20 protein-coding genes and 2 other annotated features are annotated in these 17,980 nt (G+C 37.5%); of the genes, 15 read left to right on the forward strand and 5 right to left on the reverse strand.

From position 1 onward, the window contains the following. Positions 1-83 precede the first annotated feature (83 nt). The 11 genes from speD (at position 84) to RUH74_RS12905 (ending at position 9,733) form a co-directional block, all read left to right on the forward strand. The gene (gene speD / locus RUH74_RS12855; protein WP_053477268.1) at positions 84-458 is read left to right on the forward strand and encodes an adenosylmethionine decarboxylase; all 375 of its coding nucleotides are present in this window, start codon (positions 84-86) and stop codon (positions 456-458) included. A 147-nt stretch (positions 459-605) separates the two neighbouring features. Beyond that, complete coding sequence (gene nrdR, locus RUH74_RS12860; RefSeq protein WP_102274306.1) at positions 606-1,064, forward strand: transcriptional regulator NrdR; 459 nt, start codon at positions 606-608, stop codon at positions 1,062-1,064. Between the two features lie 77 nt (positions 1,065-1,141). Then, positions 1,142-2,563, forward strand: a complete 1,422-nt coding sequence (locus tag RUH74_RS12865) for a replication initiation and membrane attachment family protein (protein ID WP_313800767.1) — start codon at positions 1,142-1,144, stop codon at positions 2,561-2,563. Continuing rightward, positions 2,563-3,492, forward strand: a complete 930-nt coding sequence (dnaI, locus tag RUH74_RS12870) for a primosomal protein DnaI (RefSeq protein ID WP_313800713.1) — start codon at positions 2,563-2,565, stop codon at positions 3,490-3,492. Before RUH74_RS12865 ends, dnaI begins: the two co-directional genes overlap by 1 nt. 334 nt (positions 3,493-3,826) lie before the next feature. Then, the gene (gene ytxC, locus RUH74_RS12875; RefSeq protein WP_313800714.1) at positions 3,827-4,699 is read left to right on the forward strand and encodes a putative sporulation protein YtxC; all 873 of its coding nucleotides are present in this window, start codon (positions 3,827-3,829) and stop codon (positions 4,697-4,699) included. 60 nt (positions 4,700-4,759) lie between these two features. Continuing rightward, positions 4,760-5,047 (forward strand) — a binding site (T-box leader). A gap of 47 nt (positions 5,048-5,094) precedes the next feature. Then, entirely contained in the window at positions 5,095-7,026 is a 1,932-nt protein-coding gene (thrS, locus tag RUH74_RS12880) for a threonine--tRNA ligase (RefSeq protein WP_313800715.1), read from the forward strand. A gap of 192 nt (positions 7,027-7,218) precedes the next feature. Further along, positions 7,219-7,352, forward strand: a sequence feature (ribosomal protein L20 leader region). Positions 7,353-7,530: 178 nt separating this feature from the next. Then, the gene (infC, locus tag RUH74_RS12885; protein ID WP_313800716.1) at positions 7,531-8,034 is read left to right on the forward strand and encodes a translation initiation factor IF-3; all 504 of its coding nucleotides are present in this window, start codon (positions 7,531-7,533) and stop codon (positions 8,032-8,034) included. 14 nt (positions 8,035-8,048) lie between these two features. Beyond that, complete coding sequence (gene rpmI, locus RUH74_RS12890) at positions 8,049-8,249, forward strand: 50S ribosomal protein L35 (protein ID WP_009333215.1); 201 nt, start codon at positions 8,049-8,051, stop codon at positions 8,247-8,249. A gap of 25 nt (positions 8,250-8,274) precedes the next feature. Continuing rightward, positions 8,275-8,634, forward strand: coding sequence for a 50S ribosomal protein L20 (rplT, locus tag RUH74_RS12895; protein WP_102274312.1), 360 nt, complete (start codon positions 8,275-8,277; stop codon positions 8,632-8,634). 201 nt (positions 8,635-8,835) lie between these two features. Beyond that, a complete protein-coding gene (locus RUH74_RS12900) occupies positions 8,836-9,105 on the forward strand; it encodes a DUF1294 domain-containing protein (protein WP_313800717.1) in 270 nt (89 codons plus the stop codon). Between the two features lie 58 nt (positions 9,106-9,163). Then, positions 9,164-9,733, forward strand: coding sequence for a TVP38/TMEM64 family protein (locus RUH74_RS12905; protein ID WP_313800718.1), 570 nt, complete (start codon positions 9,164-9,166; stop codon positions 9,731-9,733). A 49-nt stretch (positions 9,734-9,782) separates the two neighbouring features. On the opposite strand, the gene RUH74_RS12910 is transcribed toward RUH74_RS12905, so the two are convergent. Beyond that, positions 9,783-10,199: a sigma-w pathway protein ysdB gene (locus RUH74_RS12910; RefSeq protein WP_313800719.1), complete on the reverse strand. Its 417-nt coding sequence runs from the start codon at positions 10,197-10,199 to the stop codon at positions 9,783-9,785. 139 nt (positions 10,200-10,338) lie between these two features. On the opposite strand from RUH74_RS12910, the gene RUH74_RS12915 reads away from it, so the two are divergent. Together RUH74_RS12915 and RUH74_RS12920 are read left to right on the forward strand one after the other, a co-directional pair. After that, positions 10,339-10,830 carry a dUTP diphosphatase gene (locus RUH74_RS12915; RefSeq protein WP_313800720.1) on the forward strand — a complete coding sequence of 164 codons (492 nt, stop codon included), beginning with the start codon at positions 10,339-10,341 and terminating at the stop codon, positions 10,828-10,830. 157 nt (positions 10,831-10,987) lie between these two features. After that, positions 10,988-11,827 carry a CsxC family protein gene (locus RUH74_RS12920; RefSeq protein ID WP_313800721.1) on the forward strand — a complete coding sequence of 280 codons (840 nt, stop codon included), beginning with the start codon at positions 10,988-10,990 and terminating at the stop codon, positions 11,825-11,827. A 64-nt stretch (positions 11,828-11,891) separates the two neighbouring features. Here RUH74_RS12920 and RUH74_RS12925 read toward each other — a convergent pair whose 3' ends face one another. The 3 genes from RUH74_RS12925 to RUH74_RS12935 all read right to left on the reverse strand — a co-directional run bounded on the left by RUH74_RS12925 (position 11,892) and on the right by RUH74_RS12935 (position 14,769). After that, positions 11,892-13,307 (reverse strand): hypothetical protein, encoded by a 1,416-nt coding sequence (locus RUH74_RS12925; protein ID WP_313800722.1) that lies wholly within the window; start codon positions 13,305-13,307, stop codon positions 11,892-11,894. A gap of 8 nt (positions 13,308-13,315) precedes the next feature. After that, on the reverse strand, positions 13,316-14,059 hold the full coding sequence (locus tag RUH74_RS12930) for a CsxC family protein (protein WP_313800723.1): 744 nt from the start codon (positions 14,057-14,059) through the stop codon (positions 13,316-13,318). Positions 14,060-14,199: 140 nt separating this feature from the next. Beyond that, a complete protein-coding gene (locus tag RUH74_RS12935) occupies positions 14,200-14,769 on the reverse strand; it encodes a CotY/CotZ family spore coat protein (RefSeq protein WP_313800724.1) in 570 nt (189 codons plus the stop codon). A 323-nt stretch (positions 14,770-15,092) separates the two neighbouring features. On the opposite strand from RUH74_RS12935, the gene RUH74_RS12940 reads away from it, so the two are divergent. Continuing rightward, positions 15,093-16,178, forward strand: a complete 1,086-nt coding sequence (locus tag RUH74_RS12940) for a M42 family metallopeptidase (RefSeq protein ID WP_313800725.1) — start codon at positions 15,093-15,095, stop codon at positions 16,176-16,178. Between the two features lie 163 nt (positions 16,179-16,341). Here the strand turns inward: RUH74_RS12940 and sspI are convergent, their stop codons facing one another. Next, positions 16,342-16,548 (reverse strand): small acid-soluble spore protein SspI, encoded by a 207-nt coding sequence (gene sspI, locus RUH74_RS12945; RefSeq protein ID WP_057761499.1) that lies wholly within the window; start codon positions 16,546-16,548, stop codon positions 16,342-16,344. Between the two features lie 166 nt (positions 16,549-16,714). Here sspI and RUH74_RS12950 point away from each other — a divergent pair, with 166 nt between their 5' ends. Next, positions 16,715-17,473: a TrmH family RNA methyltransferase gene (locus RUH74_RS12950; RefSeq protein ID WP_313800726.1), complete on the forward strand. Its 759-nt coding sequence runs from the start codon at positions 16,715-16,717 to the stop codon at positions 17,471-17,473. The last annotated feature ends 507 nt before the right edge of the window (positions 17,474-17,980 follow it).

Raw genomic sequence — 17,980 nt, forward strand, 5'->3', positions numbered from 1 at the left:
CTGGACTAACTTTCCCCCGTGGTAGTCGTGAACCATTGGAAACTTAGAAATTCATTATTATTGTTAAAGGGGGAAATTTGAATATGGAAACAATGGGTCGTCATGTTATCTCGGAATTATGGGGATGCGATTTTGAAAAGTTAAATGATATGGATTTTATTGAAAGAACGTTTGTAGGTGCAGCATTAAAATCTGGTGCTGAAATTCGCGAGGTTGCCTTTCATAAATTTGCACCACAAGGTGTTAGCGGAGTGGTGATCATTTCCGAGTCACATTTAACGATTCATAGCTTCCCAGAACATGGATATGCAAGTATTGATGTATATACATGTGGTGATCTTGATCCTAGCATTGCTGCTAATTTCATTGCAGAGGCTTTAGGAGCCGAGACATGTGAGAATATTGAGATTCCTCGTGGTATGGGTCCAGTTCAAGTTAAGCAATCTAACATTCTATAATGAATATTGAGATGTGAAACTCAAGAGGTGTATTTTATGCACCTCTTTTTATTTTGTCTTAGATTATACTGTTGGGGTTTTTCATAAAAAATAGTACAATAAGAGTATCATACATATATGAACGATTAGGATTCGGAGCTGATAATTATGAAATGTCCTTCATGTCAAAGCAACAATACCCGTGTTCTAGATTCCCGTCCCGTCGATGATTACCGATCTATCCGGCGCAGAAGGGAATGTGAGGCTTGCGGGTATCGTTTTACAACCTTTGAAAAGGTGGAGGAAATTCCGCTTATTGTTGTAAAAAAAGAAGGGACAAGGGAAGAGTTTAGCCGTGATAAGATATTACGGGGACTAATTAAAGCTTGTGAAAAAAGGCCAGTTGCTCTAAAAGAATTAGAGGAAATAACTTCTGGAGTTGAAAAGGAGTTACGCAGCAATGGAGTTTCAGAAATTAAGAGTGAAGCTGTAGGCGAAATGGTTATGGATAGGCTAGCCAAGATTGATGATGTTGCCTATGTAAGGTTTGCTTCAGTCTATAGACAATTTAAGGATATTAATGTATTTATTGAAGAGCTAAAAGAATTGATAAAAAAAGAGCAATAATTTTTCTGAGCTAAAAACCTCTTTTTAGCTCTTTTTTTACTTTGATTTAGATGAATAATATGAAAGGTTGATGGATGATGGCTCAGCATTGGCAAGAAATGCTCCCTGTAGATAGATATACGGTTGCAGCGAACGGATTATTGCATGAATATGACCGGAAAGTGCTCACCTTTTTGTATCAGCCTTTAATTGGATCAACCTGCTTTAGTTTGTATATGACATTATGGGCGGAGCTTGCAGAAAATCGATTATGGTCCAGTTCCAATACCCATCATAGCCTAATGAACTTTATGGATATGAACTTAGAAAGGATTTATCAGGCACGTGTGAAGCTAGAAGGAATGGGTCTTTTGAAAGTATTTGAAAAAAAAGATGAAGAATCCCGTTCATTCATTTATGAGCTTATCCCTCCATTAACGCCTGAGGAATTTTTCTTAGATGGAATGCTCAATGTTTATTTGTATAGAAAAGTGGGCAAAAGCCAATATTCAAGATTGAAACGTTTTTTCTCTGACGATAACATTCCTTCGAAGGATGAGTATCAGGATGTAACGAAATCCTTTCAGGATGTGTACATGTCTGGGCATCAGGAATCAATTTCCTTTACTTCAGATACAGAACCAATCATTCTTCCATCTGATGGTCAGCGCTTTATTGGAAGAAATGATCCCGAGGGCATTCAAGTTAGCCAAGTACAATTTAATTTTGACCTTCTAGCAGCTGGTTTAAATGAATCGCTTGTACCAAAGAAGGCATTAACGAATAGAGTGAAAAATGCAATAAGTAATCTTGCCTATCTATATGGGATTGATCCAATTCAAATGAAAAACATTGTGATTAGCGCCCTAACCGAAAATAATGAAATAAATATTGAAGAGCTAAGAAAGTCTGCAAGAGATTGGTATCAGCTTACAAATTATGACCAGCTGCCATCACTTGTTGATCGAACACAGCCTGTTCTGCAGCAAACGCAACAAAAAGAGCCAGAAACGAAGGAAGAAGAGCTGCTTCGTTATTTAGAGATGACTTCACCGAGGCAATTATTAAAAGATATATCAGGCGGTGCAGAGCCTTCAAAGGCGGACTTGCAAATTATTGAAGATGTGATGTTTCAGCAAAAGCTTTTACCGGGAGTCGTTAATGTTCTAATTCAATATGTTATGCTAAAGTCAGATATGAAATTAACCAAAGCATACGTGGAAAAAATTGCGAGTCATTGGGCAAGAAAGAAAATTACAACAGCAAAAGAAGCTTTTGTTTTAGCAAAGAATGAGCATAAACAATATACTGAATGGGCTGATGGGAAGAAAACGCCTAAGACAACAAAATCTTCAGGAAAAAAGAAGCCCATTCGCACTGAAATGCTGCCGGATTGGTTTGATGATCAAGAGAAGACAAGTCCCGCTGGCAAGAAGAAAGATGACGAAGAACTGAAATTGAAAAAAAGGGAACTGGAAGAAACATTGAAGAAATTGCGTTCAGGGGAGGGAACTAATTAATGGAAAAAATTAATGATACATTAAAACGTCTTGCTGGAAAGGGAGACTTTCAAAAAAGGTATGAAATGCAGCGCAGAGAGACATTGAATAACCCTGATGTGCAAGCTTTTTTAAAAAGCCATGAAGATGAAATAACAGATGATATGATAAATAAAAGCTTAATAAAACTATATGAATATACTCAGCAAAGTAAGGAATGCAATCAATGTTCAAACCTTGATAACTGTATAAATATGATGAAGGGCTATCACCCAAAGCTTGTCATTCAAAGGGGAAGCATTGACCTTCATTATGATAAATGTCCACGTAAAGTGATGGAAGATGAAAAACGCAAAAATGAAAAGCTGATTCAAAGTTTGTATGTCCCTAGCGATATTCTCCATGCGTCCTTTGATTCTATTTACGAGGATGATGACAGGATTGATGCTGTCCAGAAAGCGGCATCCTTTCTGATGAGCTACAAACCTGACTCAAAACAAAAAGGGATCTACTTCTATGGGAAGTTTGGAGTTGGAAAATCGTATTTATTGGGTGCTATTGCAAATGAACTTGCAAACAAAAAAGTATCCTCGATGATCGTCTATGTACCTGAATTTTTACGGGAAATGAAAAGCTCGATTGCGGATTCAACATTAAATGATAAAATTGCCGCCATTAAAAAGGTACCTGTTCTGATGTTCGATGATATTGGAGCAGAAACGATGTCGAGCTGGACAAGAGATGAGGTACTCGGTCCGATTCTTCAGTTTAGAATGCTTGAGAGCTTGCCGACATTCTTTACGTCAAACTTTGATTTTCACGAGCTAGAGCATCATTTGTCATACAGTCAGCGTGGCGAAGAGGAGAAGATGAAAGCAAGACGGATCATGGAGCGTATTAAATACTTAGCCGAACCCGTTTTAGTAGAAGGACCAAATCGGAGGGTATAACAAAAATATAATTTAGCTGTCAGATAATCTGGCAGCTTTTATTTTTCTAGGAAATTATTTAAACGGATGATTTGGGGAACTTTGTGACAGGTTGTCTCCATCCAGCTCCAGCGCCTATCGCCTATTTGACTTCCCTTCCCCTCTTACGATAAGTCAACATCAAATCGCTATCGCTCTTCGTGTTTCCTTTATCTCGTCAGGGGCGGTCCAGTCCGTACGGCGATGATCAAGGCGCTTCCGCATTTGTTTTTAAGACTTTTATGCGGATACTTCTATTTTGTCCAAGTCCCCCATATACATTAAAAACAGAGATTTTAATAAAGGGGGGATTTGGTTGATCGAAATCATTTTCCAAAAGAATGAAGATGCCAAGGATTTTTACCAATACTTACAGCTTTATCTGGCATCTTCTGCATTATCTACTAACATTCTTCGTTTTGAAGATCAACATATAGTTAAAATGAATATTAGGTCAAATGGGAAGAAGTATGCAGATATCTTCAAAGAAGCTTTTTATCAATTTATTAAAAAAAGCAAACAGGATTACTGGTTTCGCAGAATTTTAGCAGAACATTATTATTATGAAGATGAAGAAGAACAGCAGCAAATACTAGAAATCATCCACTCAATACTTGAAGGAAGCAGAGAGGATCTGGCAGTGTTTGTTAGTGACCTAGACGTCGAAAAGAATTTGAAGGAAGCTATCAGCCAAATTTTTCAAGAAAATATCGCCTTTTCCTTTGATTCCTTTGTGAAATTCAGGATGCGCCCGTTAATGGACCAATTGGCTAAATATGTGGAGATATCGATTGATGAATATAAGATGGAACAGGAATATCAGATGTTTATTCAAACATTAAGGGATTTTCTGTCGGGCAGGGAGGCAAAGCTAAACCATATTCATTTGCTCATCGATGATGGGATTCACTTTTTTGATGAGCATTTTTATGAAATCAAGCGTTCAGACCTTACAAGAATGATTGATCGTAAGCTATTATTTAACCACCCAGTATATGTTGATTCTGTTACAATCGCTCCTTTGCTTTCTATTGCACCAACCTCGATCTATTTATATGCCGAGGATATGGAACAGCCGCTTGTCAGAACCATTCAAAATATTTTTGAAGAAAGGTTAATTTTTGTTCCGATTGCAAAGTTCTATGAAAGAAAAAGGCAGTTTTCCATTACTACAGAGGAAAAAATATAACGTCAGCCCTTGCATTTCCGATAATAACAAACTATAATACAGTACATATTAAGATAAACAGTAATTGTAATGATGAGGACAAGGGCATTCAAATAACGGTTTCTAGAGAGGGAAGGCCTGGCTGCAAACTTCCTAACACGATTGAAATGCTTACCACCTTTGAACTTCAACTTTGAAATTTTGATTGAATGGGATGCTATATGAAATCAGTTACGCTGCTTGCTAACCATTCCTCAAAATAGTATGGGTTGACGGAACAAGCCGTTATCTTGCTACAAGTCATTTTTCGTATTTACTTAAAATGAGAAGTAGGGTGGAACCACGTGTGTATACTAACTCGTCCCTTTTTTAGGGACGAGTTTTTTTATTTTTTACAAAAAATAGGAGGATGTGTTATGTCAGAAGTTATCAAAGTTTCGTTCCCAGATGGCGCAGTGAAGGAGTTTTCAAAAGGAACGACAACAGAAGAAATTGCTGCTTCCATCAGTCCCGGACTGAAGAAAAAATCACTTGCCGGTAAATTTAATGGGCAAATGTACGATCTTCGCCGACCAATTCTGGAAGATGGGGCAATAGAAATTATTACTCAAGATAGTGAAGAGGCATTAGAAATTCTACGTCACAGCTCAGCCCATCTAATGGCACAGGCGATCAAGCGTTTATATAAAAATGTTAAGCTTGGTGTGGGCCCTGTGATTGAAGGCGGATTTTACTATGACATGGATCTTGACCAATCGATTACACCAGAAGATCTGCCTTTAATTGAAAAAGAAATGAAGAAAATCATTAATGAAAATATTGAGATCGTACGTAAAGAAGTAAGCCGGGATGAAGCGGTTCAGCTATTCAAGGAAATCGGCGATGAATATAAGCTTGAGCTAATCGAAGCGATTCCAGCTGATGAGACGGTTACACTTTATGAGCAAGGAGACTTCATTGATCTTTGCCGCGGGGTTCACGTTCCTTCTACTGGAAAGCTAAAAGAATTTAAACTATTGAGCATTGCTGGTGCGTACTGGCGCGGAAATAGCGATAATAAAATGCTTCAGCGTATTTATGGAACAGCTTTTTTCAAGAAGGAAGATTTAGCTGAACATTTACGCTTGCTTGAAGAAGCGAAAGAGCGTGACCACCGTAAAATAGGGAAAGAATTAAGCTTATTCACAAACTCCCAATTAGTCGGCCAAGGGCTGCCATTATGGCTTCCAAAAGGTGCTACAATCCGTCGTATTATAGAAAGATATATCGTTGATAAAGAGGAGCGTCTTGGATACAACCATGTATATACACCAGTTTTAGGAAGTGTGGAATTATACAAAACTTCTGGTCACTGGGGGCATTATCAAGACGGTATGTTTCCTGTAATGGACATGGATAATGAACAGCTTGTTCTTCGTCCGATGAATTGCCCACATCATATGATGGTGTACAAGAATAGCATTCACAGCTATCGTGAGCTTCCAATTCGAATTGCTGAACTTGGTACAATGCACCGTTATGAAATGTCTGGCGCATTATCAGGACTTCAACGTGTACGCGGAATGACTTTAAATGATGCCCACATCTTTGTTCGTCCTGACCAAATTAAGGATGAATTCAAGCGTGTTGTTCATTTAATTCTTGATGTATACAAAGATTTTGATTTAACTAAATACTCTTTCCGTCTTTCGTATCGTGATCCTGCTGATACAGATAAGTATTATGATGATGACGAGATGTGGGAAAAGGCACAATCCATGTTAAAAGAAGCGATGGATGAATTAGGTCTTGATTATTATGAGGCAGAAGGAGAAGCAGCATTCTACGGTCCGAAATTGGATGTTCAAGTGAAAACTGCTATTGGAAAAGAGGAGACTCTTTCAACAGTTCAGCTTGACTTCTTACAGCCAGAACGTTTCGATTTAACATATGTTGGTGAGGATGGAAAGCAGCATCGTCCAGTCGTTATCCACCGTGGTGTTGTTTCAACAATGGAACGATTTGTTGCCTTTTTAATTGAAGAATATAAAGGTGCTTTCCCAACTTGGCTTGCTCCAGTACAAGTGCAGGTTATTCCAGTTTCTCCAGACGTTCATTTCGATTATGCGAAACAAGTTCAAGAGCAATTGCAAGCAGAAGGCTTCCGAGTGGAGCTTGATAACCGGAATGAAAAAATCGGGTACAAAATCCGTGAAGCACAAATGCAGAAAATTCCTTATATGCTTGTTGTTGGAGACAATGAGGCAGCAGAAAAGGCAGTCAATGTCCGCAAATACGGAGAACAAAAATCTGAAACAGTTTCATTTGAAAGCTTTGTTACAGGATTAAAAGCAGAAGTAAAACATTAATTTAAAGAGAGGCTTACGCCTCTCTTTTGTACGTGGAAATGGATGTTCCCCTATTTAGTACATTCTTAAATGATAAAAACTACTTGCATGATTTCAGTTCTGTTGTTATAATTCAATTCGTTGTTATAAAAATGAACGTTTGACATGAATACTGCTTTGTGATATAGTATCTAAGGTAATTGAATACAGTTTGAGGAAAAGAAGAAGCACCCGCTTCTCACCTGATTGACGCTAATGTCAGCTGTTAGCAGGTTTTACGTGAACATTTTAAGTTTAAATTTGTCCGTAAAGTGTGGGTGTTTTCATCCACACTTTTTTTATTTGTTTAAAACAAATCTGCTCTACCTGAGCCGGAATGAAATGTATTACTTGCGACTTTAGTTTTGGTCTAGTGCAGCTGGCAGCTTCTTATAAAAGCAAGGCGCCTTGCGCTTTTCGTGTCATTCTTGACCCAAACATTGTGTTCGCATTAAACCTTGGAGGTGTCTAACTATTAGCAAAGATATGTTGTTAAACGAGGGCATTCGCGCCCGCGAAATTCGTCTCATTGATCAGAATGGCGAGCAATTAGGTATTAAATCAAAAAACGAAGCACTTGAAATTGCTGCTCGTGTAAATCTTGATCTTGTTCTAGTTGCACCGAATGCAAAGCCTCCTGTAGGCCGTATTATGGACTACGGAAAGTTCAAATTCGAGCAGCAGAAGAAAGAGAAAGAAGCTCGTAAAAATCAGAAGATCATTAGTATTAAAGAGGTTCGTCTAAGTCCAACAATTGAGGAACATGATTTTAATACAAAACTTCGCAATGCGATTAAATTCCTTGAAAAAGGCGATAAAGTGAAAGCGTCGATCCGTTTCAAAGGACGTGCGATTACTCATAAGGAAATTGGCCAGCGTGTTTTAATCCGATTTGCACAAGCGTGTAATGAAGTTGGAGTTGTGGAATCACATCCAAAAATGGACGGCCGAAGCATGTTTATGGTCTTAGCACCTAAAAACGACAAGTAAGAGGAGGAATTCCAATGCCAAAAATGAAAACTCACCGCGGCGCTGCAAAGCGTTTCAAAAGAACAGGATCTGGTAAACTAAAGCGTTCACACGCTTACAGAAGCCATATGTTTGCTAACAAATCTCAAAAACAAAAGCGTAAGCTTCGCAAAGGAACACTTGTTTCTTCAGGCGATTACAAACGCATCCGTAACTTATTAGTAAATCTTAAGTAAAGCTCGAAATTAGGAGGGAAATCATATGCCACGTGTAAAAGGCGGTACAGTTACTCGCAAACGTCGTAAAAAAGTTCTTAAATTAGCAAAAGGTTATTTCGGTTCAAAACATACATTATATAAAGTTGCTAACCAACAAGTAATGAAATCTTTAATGTATTCTTATCGCGATCGTCGTCAGAAAAAACGCGACTTCCGCAAACTATGGGTTACTCGTATCAACGCAGCAGCTCGTATGAACGGTCTTTCTTACAGCCGTTTAATGCATGGTTTAAAGCTTGCTGGCATCGAAGTAAACCGCAAAATGCTTGCTGAATTAGCAATCGCTGATGAAAAAGCATTTGCTGAATTAGCATCAGTTGCTAAGCAAAACTTAAATAAATAATCTTGCTAGAAATGCGAAAAGCGGTCTGATTAGCTATGAAAAGCATAAGACAAGCCGGCAGGAAGATGATTCGTTAATCTTCTTGACGTATTGGCTTATGACTCGAAAAGCTAGGACGCTTGCGCTGGACATAAAAAAGCCATTCTCTTTTTAGGAGGATGGTTTTTTGTCTATTGTAGATGTGCTAAAAGGGGAGTAGAAATGAATTTATTGATCATCTATTTAATTATTATAAATCTCGCAGGTTTTTACATAATGAAGGCAGATAAAGCAAAAGCAAAGAAGCAAGAGTACCGAATTAGTGAAAAAACACTTTGGCTTGTTGCATTAGCGTTAGGAGCAACTGGAATGACTCTCGGTATGAATGCGTTTCGACATAAAACTAAACATCTTCAGTTTAAAATTGGATTGCCTCTCCTAGCTTTGGTCGATATCGCTCTTTGCCTGTACCTCCTTAATCTTTTGTCATAACCGGCTTGACTGCTAAATAAGCTTTAAGAGACTGGTGGAACTAAAGAGGTGAGCGAAGGTGGATGATCAACTAACTATGCTGTTTGTGATGGTTGAAACGGCTGGAATTTTAGCGCCAATTGCCTTTATTTTATTTCATATTCTGCGACAGTTTTTATTTATCCCTGTTCCACTTGTTTGCTTAACGGGTGGAATATTATTCGGGAGCTTCTTTGGCAGTGTATTTTCAATGATCGGTTTAATGCTTAGCAGCATTTTCTTTTATATGCTTATTAATAAAATGCCGAAAATGCATAAAAAGCTAAGCAAACTAAAAAAGCGCTGGTTTGGAGAATACCGGAATTTAACGGTAGGTCAAATTACTGTATTAAGACTAATTCCGTTTATTCATTATCATTTATTAAATTTTTGTCTTATTGAAAGAAATAAAAGCTTTCAAGATTATTTGAAGCATTCGTGGATTACGAACTTGCCTTTAGCAGTATTCTATACTGTATTTGGAGAGTTTATTAGCAGATTTACTCCTTCAATGATACTGATTATCTTGTTCTCGCTGGCCATTCTTGTATTTATCTTAAGGGAGAAAGTTACTATCATAAAGTGGCGGGAATTTTTTAAAACCGTATAAGACATGCGAAAGCTGGAGAAAAAAACGTTCGGACATAACCGAACGTTTTTTAAATAAGGTCTCCAAAAGGTGTGGTGGAGGAATGACCTTTTTCCATAAATTCCTTTATTGGACTTTTCCAATCGACTCTCGCATTAGGGTATTGCTCGGTAATTTTCTTTTCAATGAAATGAAAATCCTCCCGCACCATTCCTTTAAGAGCGGATGTACTGCGAGGCCATACAAAGATGGATATAACCTCAAAGGCATTATCCGTCGTCCCTAAATATTTTTCTCCTTCAAAAAGCACACCTTTATAAGTAATTAAGAAGTTTTTACGAACATTATTTTGGTCATCCAAAAAATAATAGCGCCTCTGTTCATGGGCAAGTTCTAGCTTGCGCTTTGGATTTAGTAAGTATCTTACTGTTGTATATATTAGAAAGATAATAAGAGCAAATAAAAGAAAGCGTAACAGCCACATCATAACAAGCCCTCCAATGCATTTTCCTTTTAATACGGATAGACGTTAAAAAAGTTTCAACTTTTTTTTTATTTGTTATAATTTTTATGTCCTCATATAGCAATACGTAAACGGATAGGTTAATAAATTAGGATGGTGACTCATGAATTATCAAAAATTATTTGCGATGCAAAAGGGGCTTGATCAGCATATCGAAAGCCAGCATCAATTAGAAAACGAAGATTTGTTTGATCGTAAAATACTTGCCTTATTAGTAGAGTTAGGGGAATTAGCAAATGAAACAAGATGTTTCAAGTTTTGGAGCGTAAAGCCCTCCTCTTCTAAGGAGACAATTTTAGAAGAATTTGTAGACGGAGTTCATTTTATTCTTTCTCTAGGATTAGAGTGCGGTTTTGAACAGAAAATTGACTTTATCGAAAAAAAGGAAGTAGAAGAATCAATCAATGATCAGTTTTTGATTGTGTTCGAGAAAGTAAGCCAATTCAAAAAATGCAAATGCTTAGAGAAGTATCAGGAATTGTTTCAGGCATATATTCACTTAGGGGAGCTATTAGGCTTTCATGCAGAAGATATAGAAAAGGCATATATGGATAAAAATGAAGTAAATTATCAAAGGCAAAAGGAAGGATATTAGAATATTTTTCTTCATTAGCTGTCTTGGCGAATCTAAGACTTTATGAATTTTAAAAAAAAATATAAGTTAAGGTTACTTGTCCACTCCAATTTTATTTATTGACATAAGTTATAGAGAAACAAAAAGCAAAATCAATATTTAATAAGGAGTGGATTGAATGAGAAGAACTAATAATGGATGTTGTGGACAAGGTGTGGCACAGAATAGCAAACACGAAGTATGTCCACCACTGCCTGCATGTCAAGAGGCTAAATCAAAGACCTTATTTTGTGAGGCAGATCAGTTTGCAGCAGCTGACACAATTGAAGAAACAGTTGTTCTTGCAGATGTATTAATTCAAACATTGTCAGAAGCAGATGTGCAGCTTCCAGTTCCGGCAAGAGATATCAAGCAAATCCGAAAAAATGTAAAGTTAACACAATGCAAGGCGCTTCCAGTCGTTGGTAACCCACTTTTAGTTAAGCTATTTGTGGAAGGTTTTGTTCACAAAAATATTCAATTTGTCGATAGCTGCAGCGGATTCGTAAGGGACTTTAATGTAAATGTTCCATTTAAGTGCTTCCAACAAGTTGAATTGGCTAACCCTGTTGCCTTTCCTTTCGGTGAATTTAGCGTAAAAAGTAATGTTCTTGAAAGAAGACAGCTTGCTAAGGATGGAATGGGAGCAGACCGCTGCAATTTTGGTTCAATCACATTTGAAGTGAATACTGAGCCGATTAATTGCAAATTGCTTGCATCAGCTGTGAATCAATGGGATATTTTACACAATTTTGATCAATGGGGCCGCTTTAATAAAATCACAGAAAAAATGGAAGTTATTCTAATTTTAAAATTGACTCAAAGACAGCAAATTGTTGGCGGTGGGGCAGGTGCTCCTGGAACGGCTGGAGCTCTATGTGAACCGGCAGTGACTGATGTAGAGACTATGAGTACAATTCAAAATGAAGAAACGCCACTAAATGTTTGGGAAAAATTTAAGAACATTACGGGTCAATAATGATGAATGAATGAATGAATGAATGAAGGGGTGCACTGAATTAAATGCACCCCTTCATTCATTTTTATGCTTGCAGGAAAGGGTCAAATGAATAAACGTCTATATATTGTTTTTGTAAGAGATCAATTGATAACTGGATGCTGCCTTTAATATGGAGAATGGATGTTTTTTTCTCTGAGCTAAGCTCCTTATGCCAAGTAAAGCTTGCCTTGCGCAGCTCATACTCTATGTCATCAGCAAAAACTTGTTCACATGTTTGGTGAATGCTAATTTCATTTTCAAGAGGAGATGAAAACAAATATTCCCTTTGGTTCCTATTAGGTAAAATTGGCGGAGAAACCCAGTGAATGTTTTTAATTTTTTTCCACGAGATTGGAATCTTAAGGACACAAATATCGTGTGAAGGATCATCCTTTACATATTCAATGTTAGCCATTAATGTTCCGTTCAATAGTAAAATAGCTGAAGGTAAATGCATTTGACAGTTTAAAGATGGGTTAGACCATTCCATTTTTGTTACATTGGTTGTTGGCGTTAATAAATCGAAGGAATCCCAAATATCAATATTTATGTCCACTTGGGCAAGCAATACTGGGAATTTCACTATTTTTTTTGGTGTGTCCACAGTCGAATTGTTCTTGTACAGTGTAAAATGGCAAGATTCATTTGCATCATCAATTATGCTCGAAGATTCCTCTAAAGAAAGAAAAGGTCTTTCCTGTTCAGAAGAATGTTCTTCTTCCTCTTCTAAGATAGGAAGTTGTTCCTTAACTGTATGAACTTCCTTCAGCATGGAGGAAATCCTTTCGAGAATAGTTGGAAATTCATTTTTCCCGAATTGAGGATCCAACTGCTGATCTAGATTAGAAGATGATTCATCTGGGATAAACAATTCCCCATCTGGACTAGCTTCTTCTAGTAAAGCTGAATAAAAAGGAGAATCTTCTTTAATATTAGAAGAGTCATTATATTGTATTGAAGAAGATTCATTCTGTTTTCCAAAAATCAATTCGGTTATAGACTCCTCATCGTTGTTATTCGGATGTTCCTGAAACAAAGTCTCATCGGTTATATGATCATTATCCTCCTTTTGAATTGATTCTTCTTTACTTCGGGCATTCTCTTTAACTGTCAAATGAGTTTCTTTGATCATAGGTGAAGTTGGAGTCAGCAAAGAAGAATTTTTCTCCTTCCTTTGTACAGGAGTATCTTTGAATTCCTCCTCTTCGTTCGTTACATCCTCTTGTTCGCATTCAAAATCGGCTTTTATTTGCTCCAATTGATTTCTAATGATAACCGGGGGAGGATATATTAATGGAGTAGAGGTAATTTGCTGATTCGTTTTACTGTAGATTGAACCATGTGAATGAACATTAGATTTACGATGAGTACCCATATTCTTTACTTTTTTCATCACTTCCGAAAGATGCTGCTTATATAAGCTGCATCTCGAATGCCCCCTCTCACTTTGTTCTGCCATGAATTCCTTTAACAATCACAATCAGGCTCATCTTTATGTGCTTTTGAATGATAAACTTGTACTTGTTGTTTTTGCAGCACTTTAATGATGAGATCAAGAACCATTTTTTCTTCTATTTTAGTAAAAGTTCCTTCCCCTAGGTGATAAGGGAGAGGGCATCGATCAATCGCTTCATCCCACTCAACAATATTGCTAGAGATTAGTTCGCAGTAAGGGAGTTCATTATAAAATTGTGTACTTTCTTGATGAAATTGGGAAAGATCATTTGTTTGTAGTTCTTTATTTTCTTGACATCCCTTAGGCAGATGCCTAGAAGTGAGAAAGTCAAATTCATTGCGCATGTTCATCTCTGGCATGTCGGGCTTTGACAAAAAGTCTTTTATTTCAGTTACACATTGAAAAGGAATATCAACAGTGAGTGAAAGCAAATCTGATGCAATGTTCTTTTTTCTGTAATCTATGTTATTTTTGCAGGGGCTTGCATACTGTATATTTTTTCGGACAAACCCCTTAACAAATAATTTGTTTGTTGGTAATAGAAGTCTGCATTGAGTTAATTTTACATTCTTTTTAATATCTTTAATTTCTAACACAGGTGCCGGAAACTTTATTATGGCGTCTAAATGTATTTGTACATCAACCTCAGCCAATACAACCGGCACTTTTGTAAGAATTAAAGGCTGGTGATGACAGTCGCAATCAGCATCATTAAAGGTTAAATCATAGTCATTCATATTATGTTCTTCAGACATTTGGGCCCCTCCTCAATCTATACTAATTCATCCTATGCAGGATATTAGTTTATGTTTCGGTGAATACCCACTGGTTTTTGGGAATCAATAAAAGAATGAAAGCCCAATACAAATATTGCGCTGGGCTTAAATCAACATATTTATAAATATACTGGTGGCAAGCATGTGACTGCACAAAGACATGAGAGATCAACATTTATAAATATTCCGGTTTTAACTAAGTCATCCACCTTTTTGCCGTCGATTTGATCGCATGGCGATTTTGGTTCATGATCCTCACATTTCTGATCAGATTTAATAATTAATAATTCAAGCGTTACACATTTCTCATCAAGATCGATAATTTTAAAAATGAATGAAGAAATACAAACAAATTTTTTCTGTTTTGAATAGGATGTATATGTTGTTACGCCAGATGCTTTAAAAGGTTTACAGCTGCCACAATACAGAATAATAGGGATCGTGTTCTTCTTTCGTTTACATTCTTCTTCATATACCCCATACGAGTGTTTTCCATGACCGTCATCGCCGGCTTTTCTTTGTGCTAAGAGTATCGCATGTAATATTTCTTCCACGCAGGTTTCATTGTCTTTATGATGATCATTACATGTCTTTTTGTTATACTCTTTGTGGCTGGCTTCATCATGATCCCAAAGATAATCATAGCTATCTTTTTCAAATGAATTTTTGCACTTTTTACATATATCCATACCTTTCACCCCTTAATAAAATATTCATAATTAGCATACGGCTAAACAGGCCAAATGATTGAGTTCCTGTCCATTAATGAGTAGATTTTTTAGATAGTAAATTTTTTTAATGGTAACAAATCATTTTGATAATGGTTTGGATGAAGTGAGCTGTATGATCAAGAGCATTGATGATAAAGGTTTTCTTCATTTCTGATTGCAGGTTCTAATTGCGAAGCAATCTCCAAATGAAAATAAAGCTATCTTGTTTGATAATTCTTTCAATTATTTCATGTGTTTTGTATAATAAAAACGAATACATAATTATTAAGGGAGTCGAAATAATGACTAAATTAGATGCAACTTTATCAATGCTGAAGGAATTAACGGATGCCAAAGGGATTCCAGGAAATGAGCGCGAACCGCGCGAGGTTATGAAAAAATATATAAGCCAATATGCTGATGAAGTAACTACAGATGGACTTGGCAGCTTAATTGCAAAGAAGACAGGAAAAGCAGACGGCCCAAAAATTATGGTAGCGGGTCACTTGGATGAAGTAGGCTTCATGATCACAAACATTGATGATAAAGGATTCCTTCGCTTCCAAACAGTAGGCGGCTGGTGGTCTCAAGTAATGCTCGCACAGCGTGTAACCATTGTAACGAGCAAGGGAGAAGTAACAGGAGTAATCGGTTCCAAGCCACCGCATATTCTTCCTCCAGAAGCACGCAAAAAGCCAGTAGATATTAAGGATATGTTTATTGATATCGGTGCATCTAGCCGAGAAGAAGCAGCTGGATGGGGAGTTAAGCCAGGGGATATGGTCGTTCCTTATTTTGAATTTACAGTAATGAATAACGAAAAAATGTTATTAGCAAAAGCTTGGGACAACCGAATCGGTTGTGCAATTGCTATTGATGTATTAAAAGAGCTAAAAGATGTGGATCATCCAAATGTTGTTTATGGTGTCGGAACTGTTCAGGAAGAAGTAGGACTTCGCGGTGCACGTACATCCGCACAAAAAATCGAACCGGACATTGCTTTCGGTGTTGATGTTGGTATTGCAGGGGATACACCAGGAATTACTGAAAAAGAAGCTCTAAGTAAAATGGGCAAAGGTCCTCAAATAATCCTTTATGATGCATCTATGGTATCTCATAAAGGCTTGCGTGATCTTGTAACAGATACTGCAGACGAACTGAATATCCCATACCAATTTGATACAGTTCCTGGCGGCGGTACAGATTCTGGAGCAATCCATTTAACACATAATGGAGTGCCGGCCCTTTCCATTACCATTGCAACTCGCTATATCCATTCACATGCAGCAATGCTTCATCGTGACGATTATGAGAATGCAGTGAAACTCATTGCTGAAGTAATCAAACGACTTGATAGAGAAACAGTGGATAAAATTACGTTTAACTAAGGAATTGATATAATACCCCGCTGAACGCGGGGTATTTTTTTGAGTTTTTCGGAATAAGGTCCGCCGGTCCAAGCAAAAGAAAAGGTACGAAAACGATTGTGATTTCGTACCTCATCTCTTTATGGCCTACTGTTTTGCACATGGAAAGATCAACTTTATTCCCTTATTTCAACCCGCTTTCCAACGTTTGCAGCATCTCTTGCTTATCTTGTTCAGAGGAATTGTTCCAAATGACTTCAAATAAAACACCTAATCCAGGAAGCATTTTCTCTTCCCCGTTTTGGATGGCATCAACGATTGTTTCCTTTAGCTCGTCCTGAGAATTGCCAGTAACATTGTGTATGATTGCATTACGCAGGTTTAAATTCATCTACTCAAACTCCCTCCAAATAGTCATTTCAATATTATGTTTTCTATTTTCGGATTTATTATGTAAGATAGAAGAAGAAAAATAGAGATGGCTTGTCTGGGGATTACGATCTTGTGCCCCCTAGCTGCCTCAGCCAGACAAAGAAAAAGGTAAAGGAGGAAGAGTGTTGAAGCATATCCACTCGGCAAAAAATCCTCAAATAAAACAATGGAAAAAACTATTAACGAAAAAGGACCGGGATAAAACGGGCACTTTTATGGTGGAAGGCTTTCACCTTGTAGAAGAAGCGCTTTTAGGCGATCAGATCATTGAAATCATTATTAGTGAAAATAAGGACCTGCCCCCAAGCTGGGATTATGGTTCCATTTCTGTAACAGTGGTAACCGATGAAATTATTACGCAGCTTTCTGATACAGAAGCGCCACAAGGGATTGTAGCGATATGCCGTCCAACAGGAATGAGTATTGAATCGGTTAATGCAAACAAACTTTTACTAATTGATGCTGTTCAGGATCCAGGCAACCTGGGGACGATGATTAGGACCGCTGATGCCGCGGGAATGGATGCTGTCATCGTTGGAGAGGGCAGTGTAGATATATATAACCCGAAAGTCCTTCGTTCCGCACAAGGCAGTCATTTTCATCTGCCAGTCATTAGAGGCAATCTTTTTGACTGGGTAAAAAAGTTGAATGAGGCAGCCATTCCTGTATTTGGCACTGCTTTAGAAAATGCAAAAGAATATACGGACATTCATGGAAGTGAAAAGTTTGCTCTGATTGTGGGCAATGAAGGAAGCGGTGTGAATAAAGATTTATTGGATGCGACTACCGCTAACCTTTACATCCCGATTTTTGGAAAAAGCGAATCATTGAATGTCGCCGTTGCAACTGGAATTTTACTTTATTATTTACAAAATGAAAAATAGGCATTATTTTACCGGAAACCGTTTGAAAGTATGCGAAGAATATACTATAATAAACAGCAAATTATATTTATAAAACAATGACGGAGAAAAGTAGCTTGCGAAAGAACTTTTCAGGGAAAGAATGCCTAGACTGAGAGCATTCTTAAGGGATTGCAAACGAACATTCACCTCCAGAGTTGACATCGGGACCATTGGAAAAACGGTGAGAGTTAGATAACTGTCTAGCTCTTAGCGGCTAGCCCCTCGAGGTCATAAGCCAAATCTTCCAGAAAGGTAAAGTATACCTTTCCGTGAGATTTGTCTTATGCTTTTCGGGGCTGAAGGGGCCGCTTCCGCTTTTCGGGTGTAAAGATGTGCCGGCTTGTCGCCGTTATCGAAATGAAGCGAATACATAAGCGCTAATTTTGCTTTTGTGTTAAAAAGGGTGGTACCGCGAATCCAAAACCTCGTCCCTTTCATAGGGAGAGGTTTTTTATTTTGCAAAAAAACAGAAATTGAAGGAGGAAG

Source organism: Cytobacillus sp. (genome assembly GCF_032154635.1).
In the GTDB taxonomy this organism is placed as follows: domain Bacteria; phylum Bacillota; class Bacilli; order Bacillales; family Cytobacillaceae; genus Cytobacillus.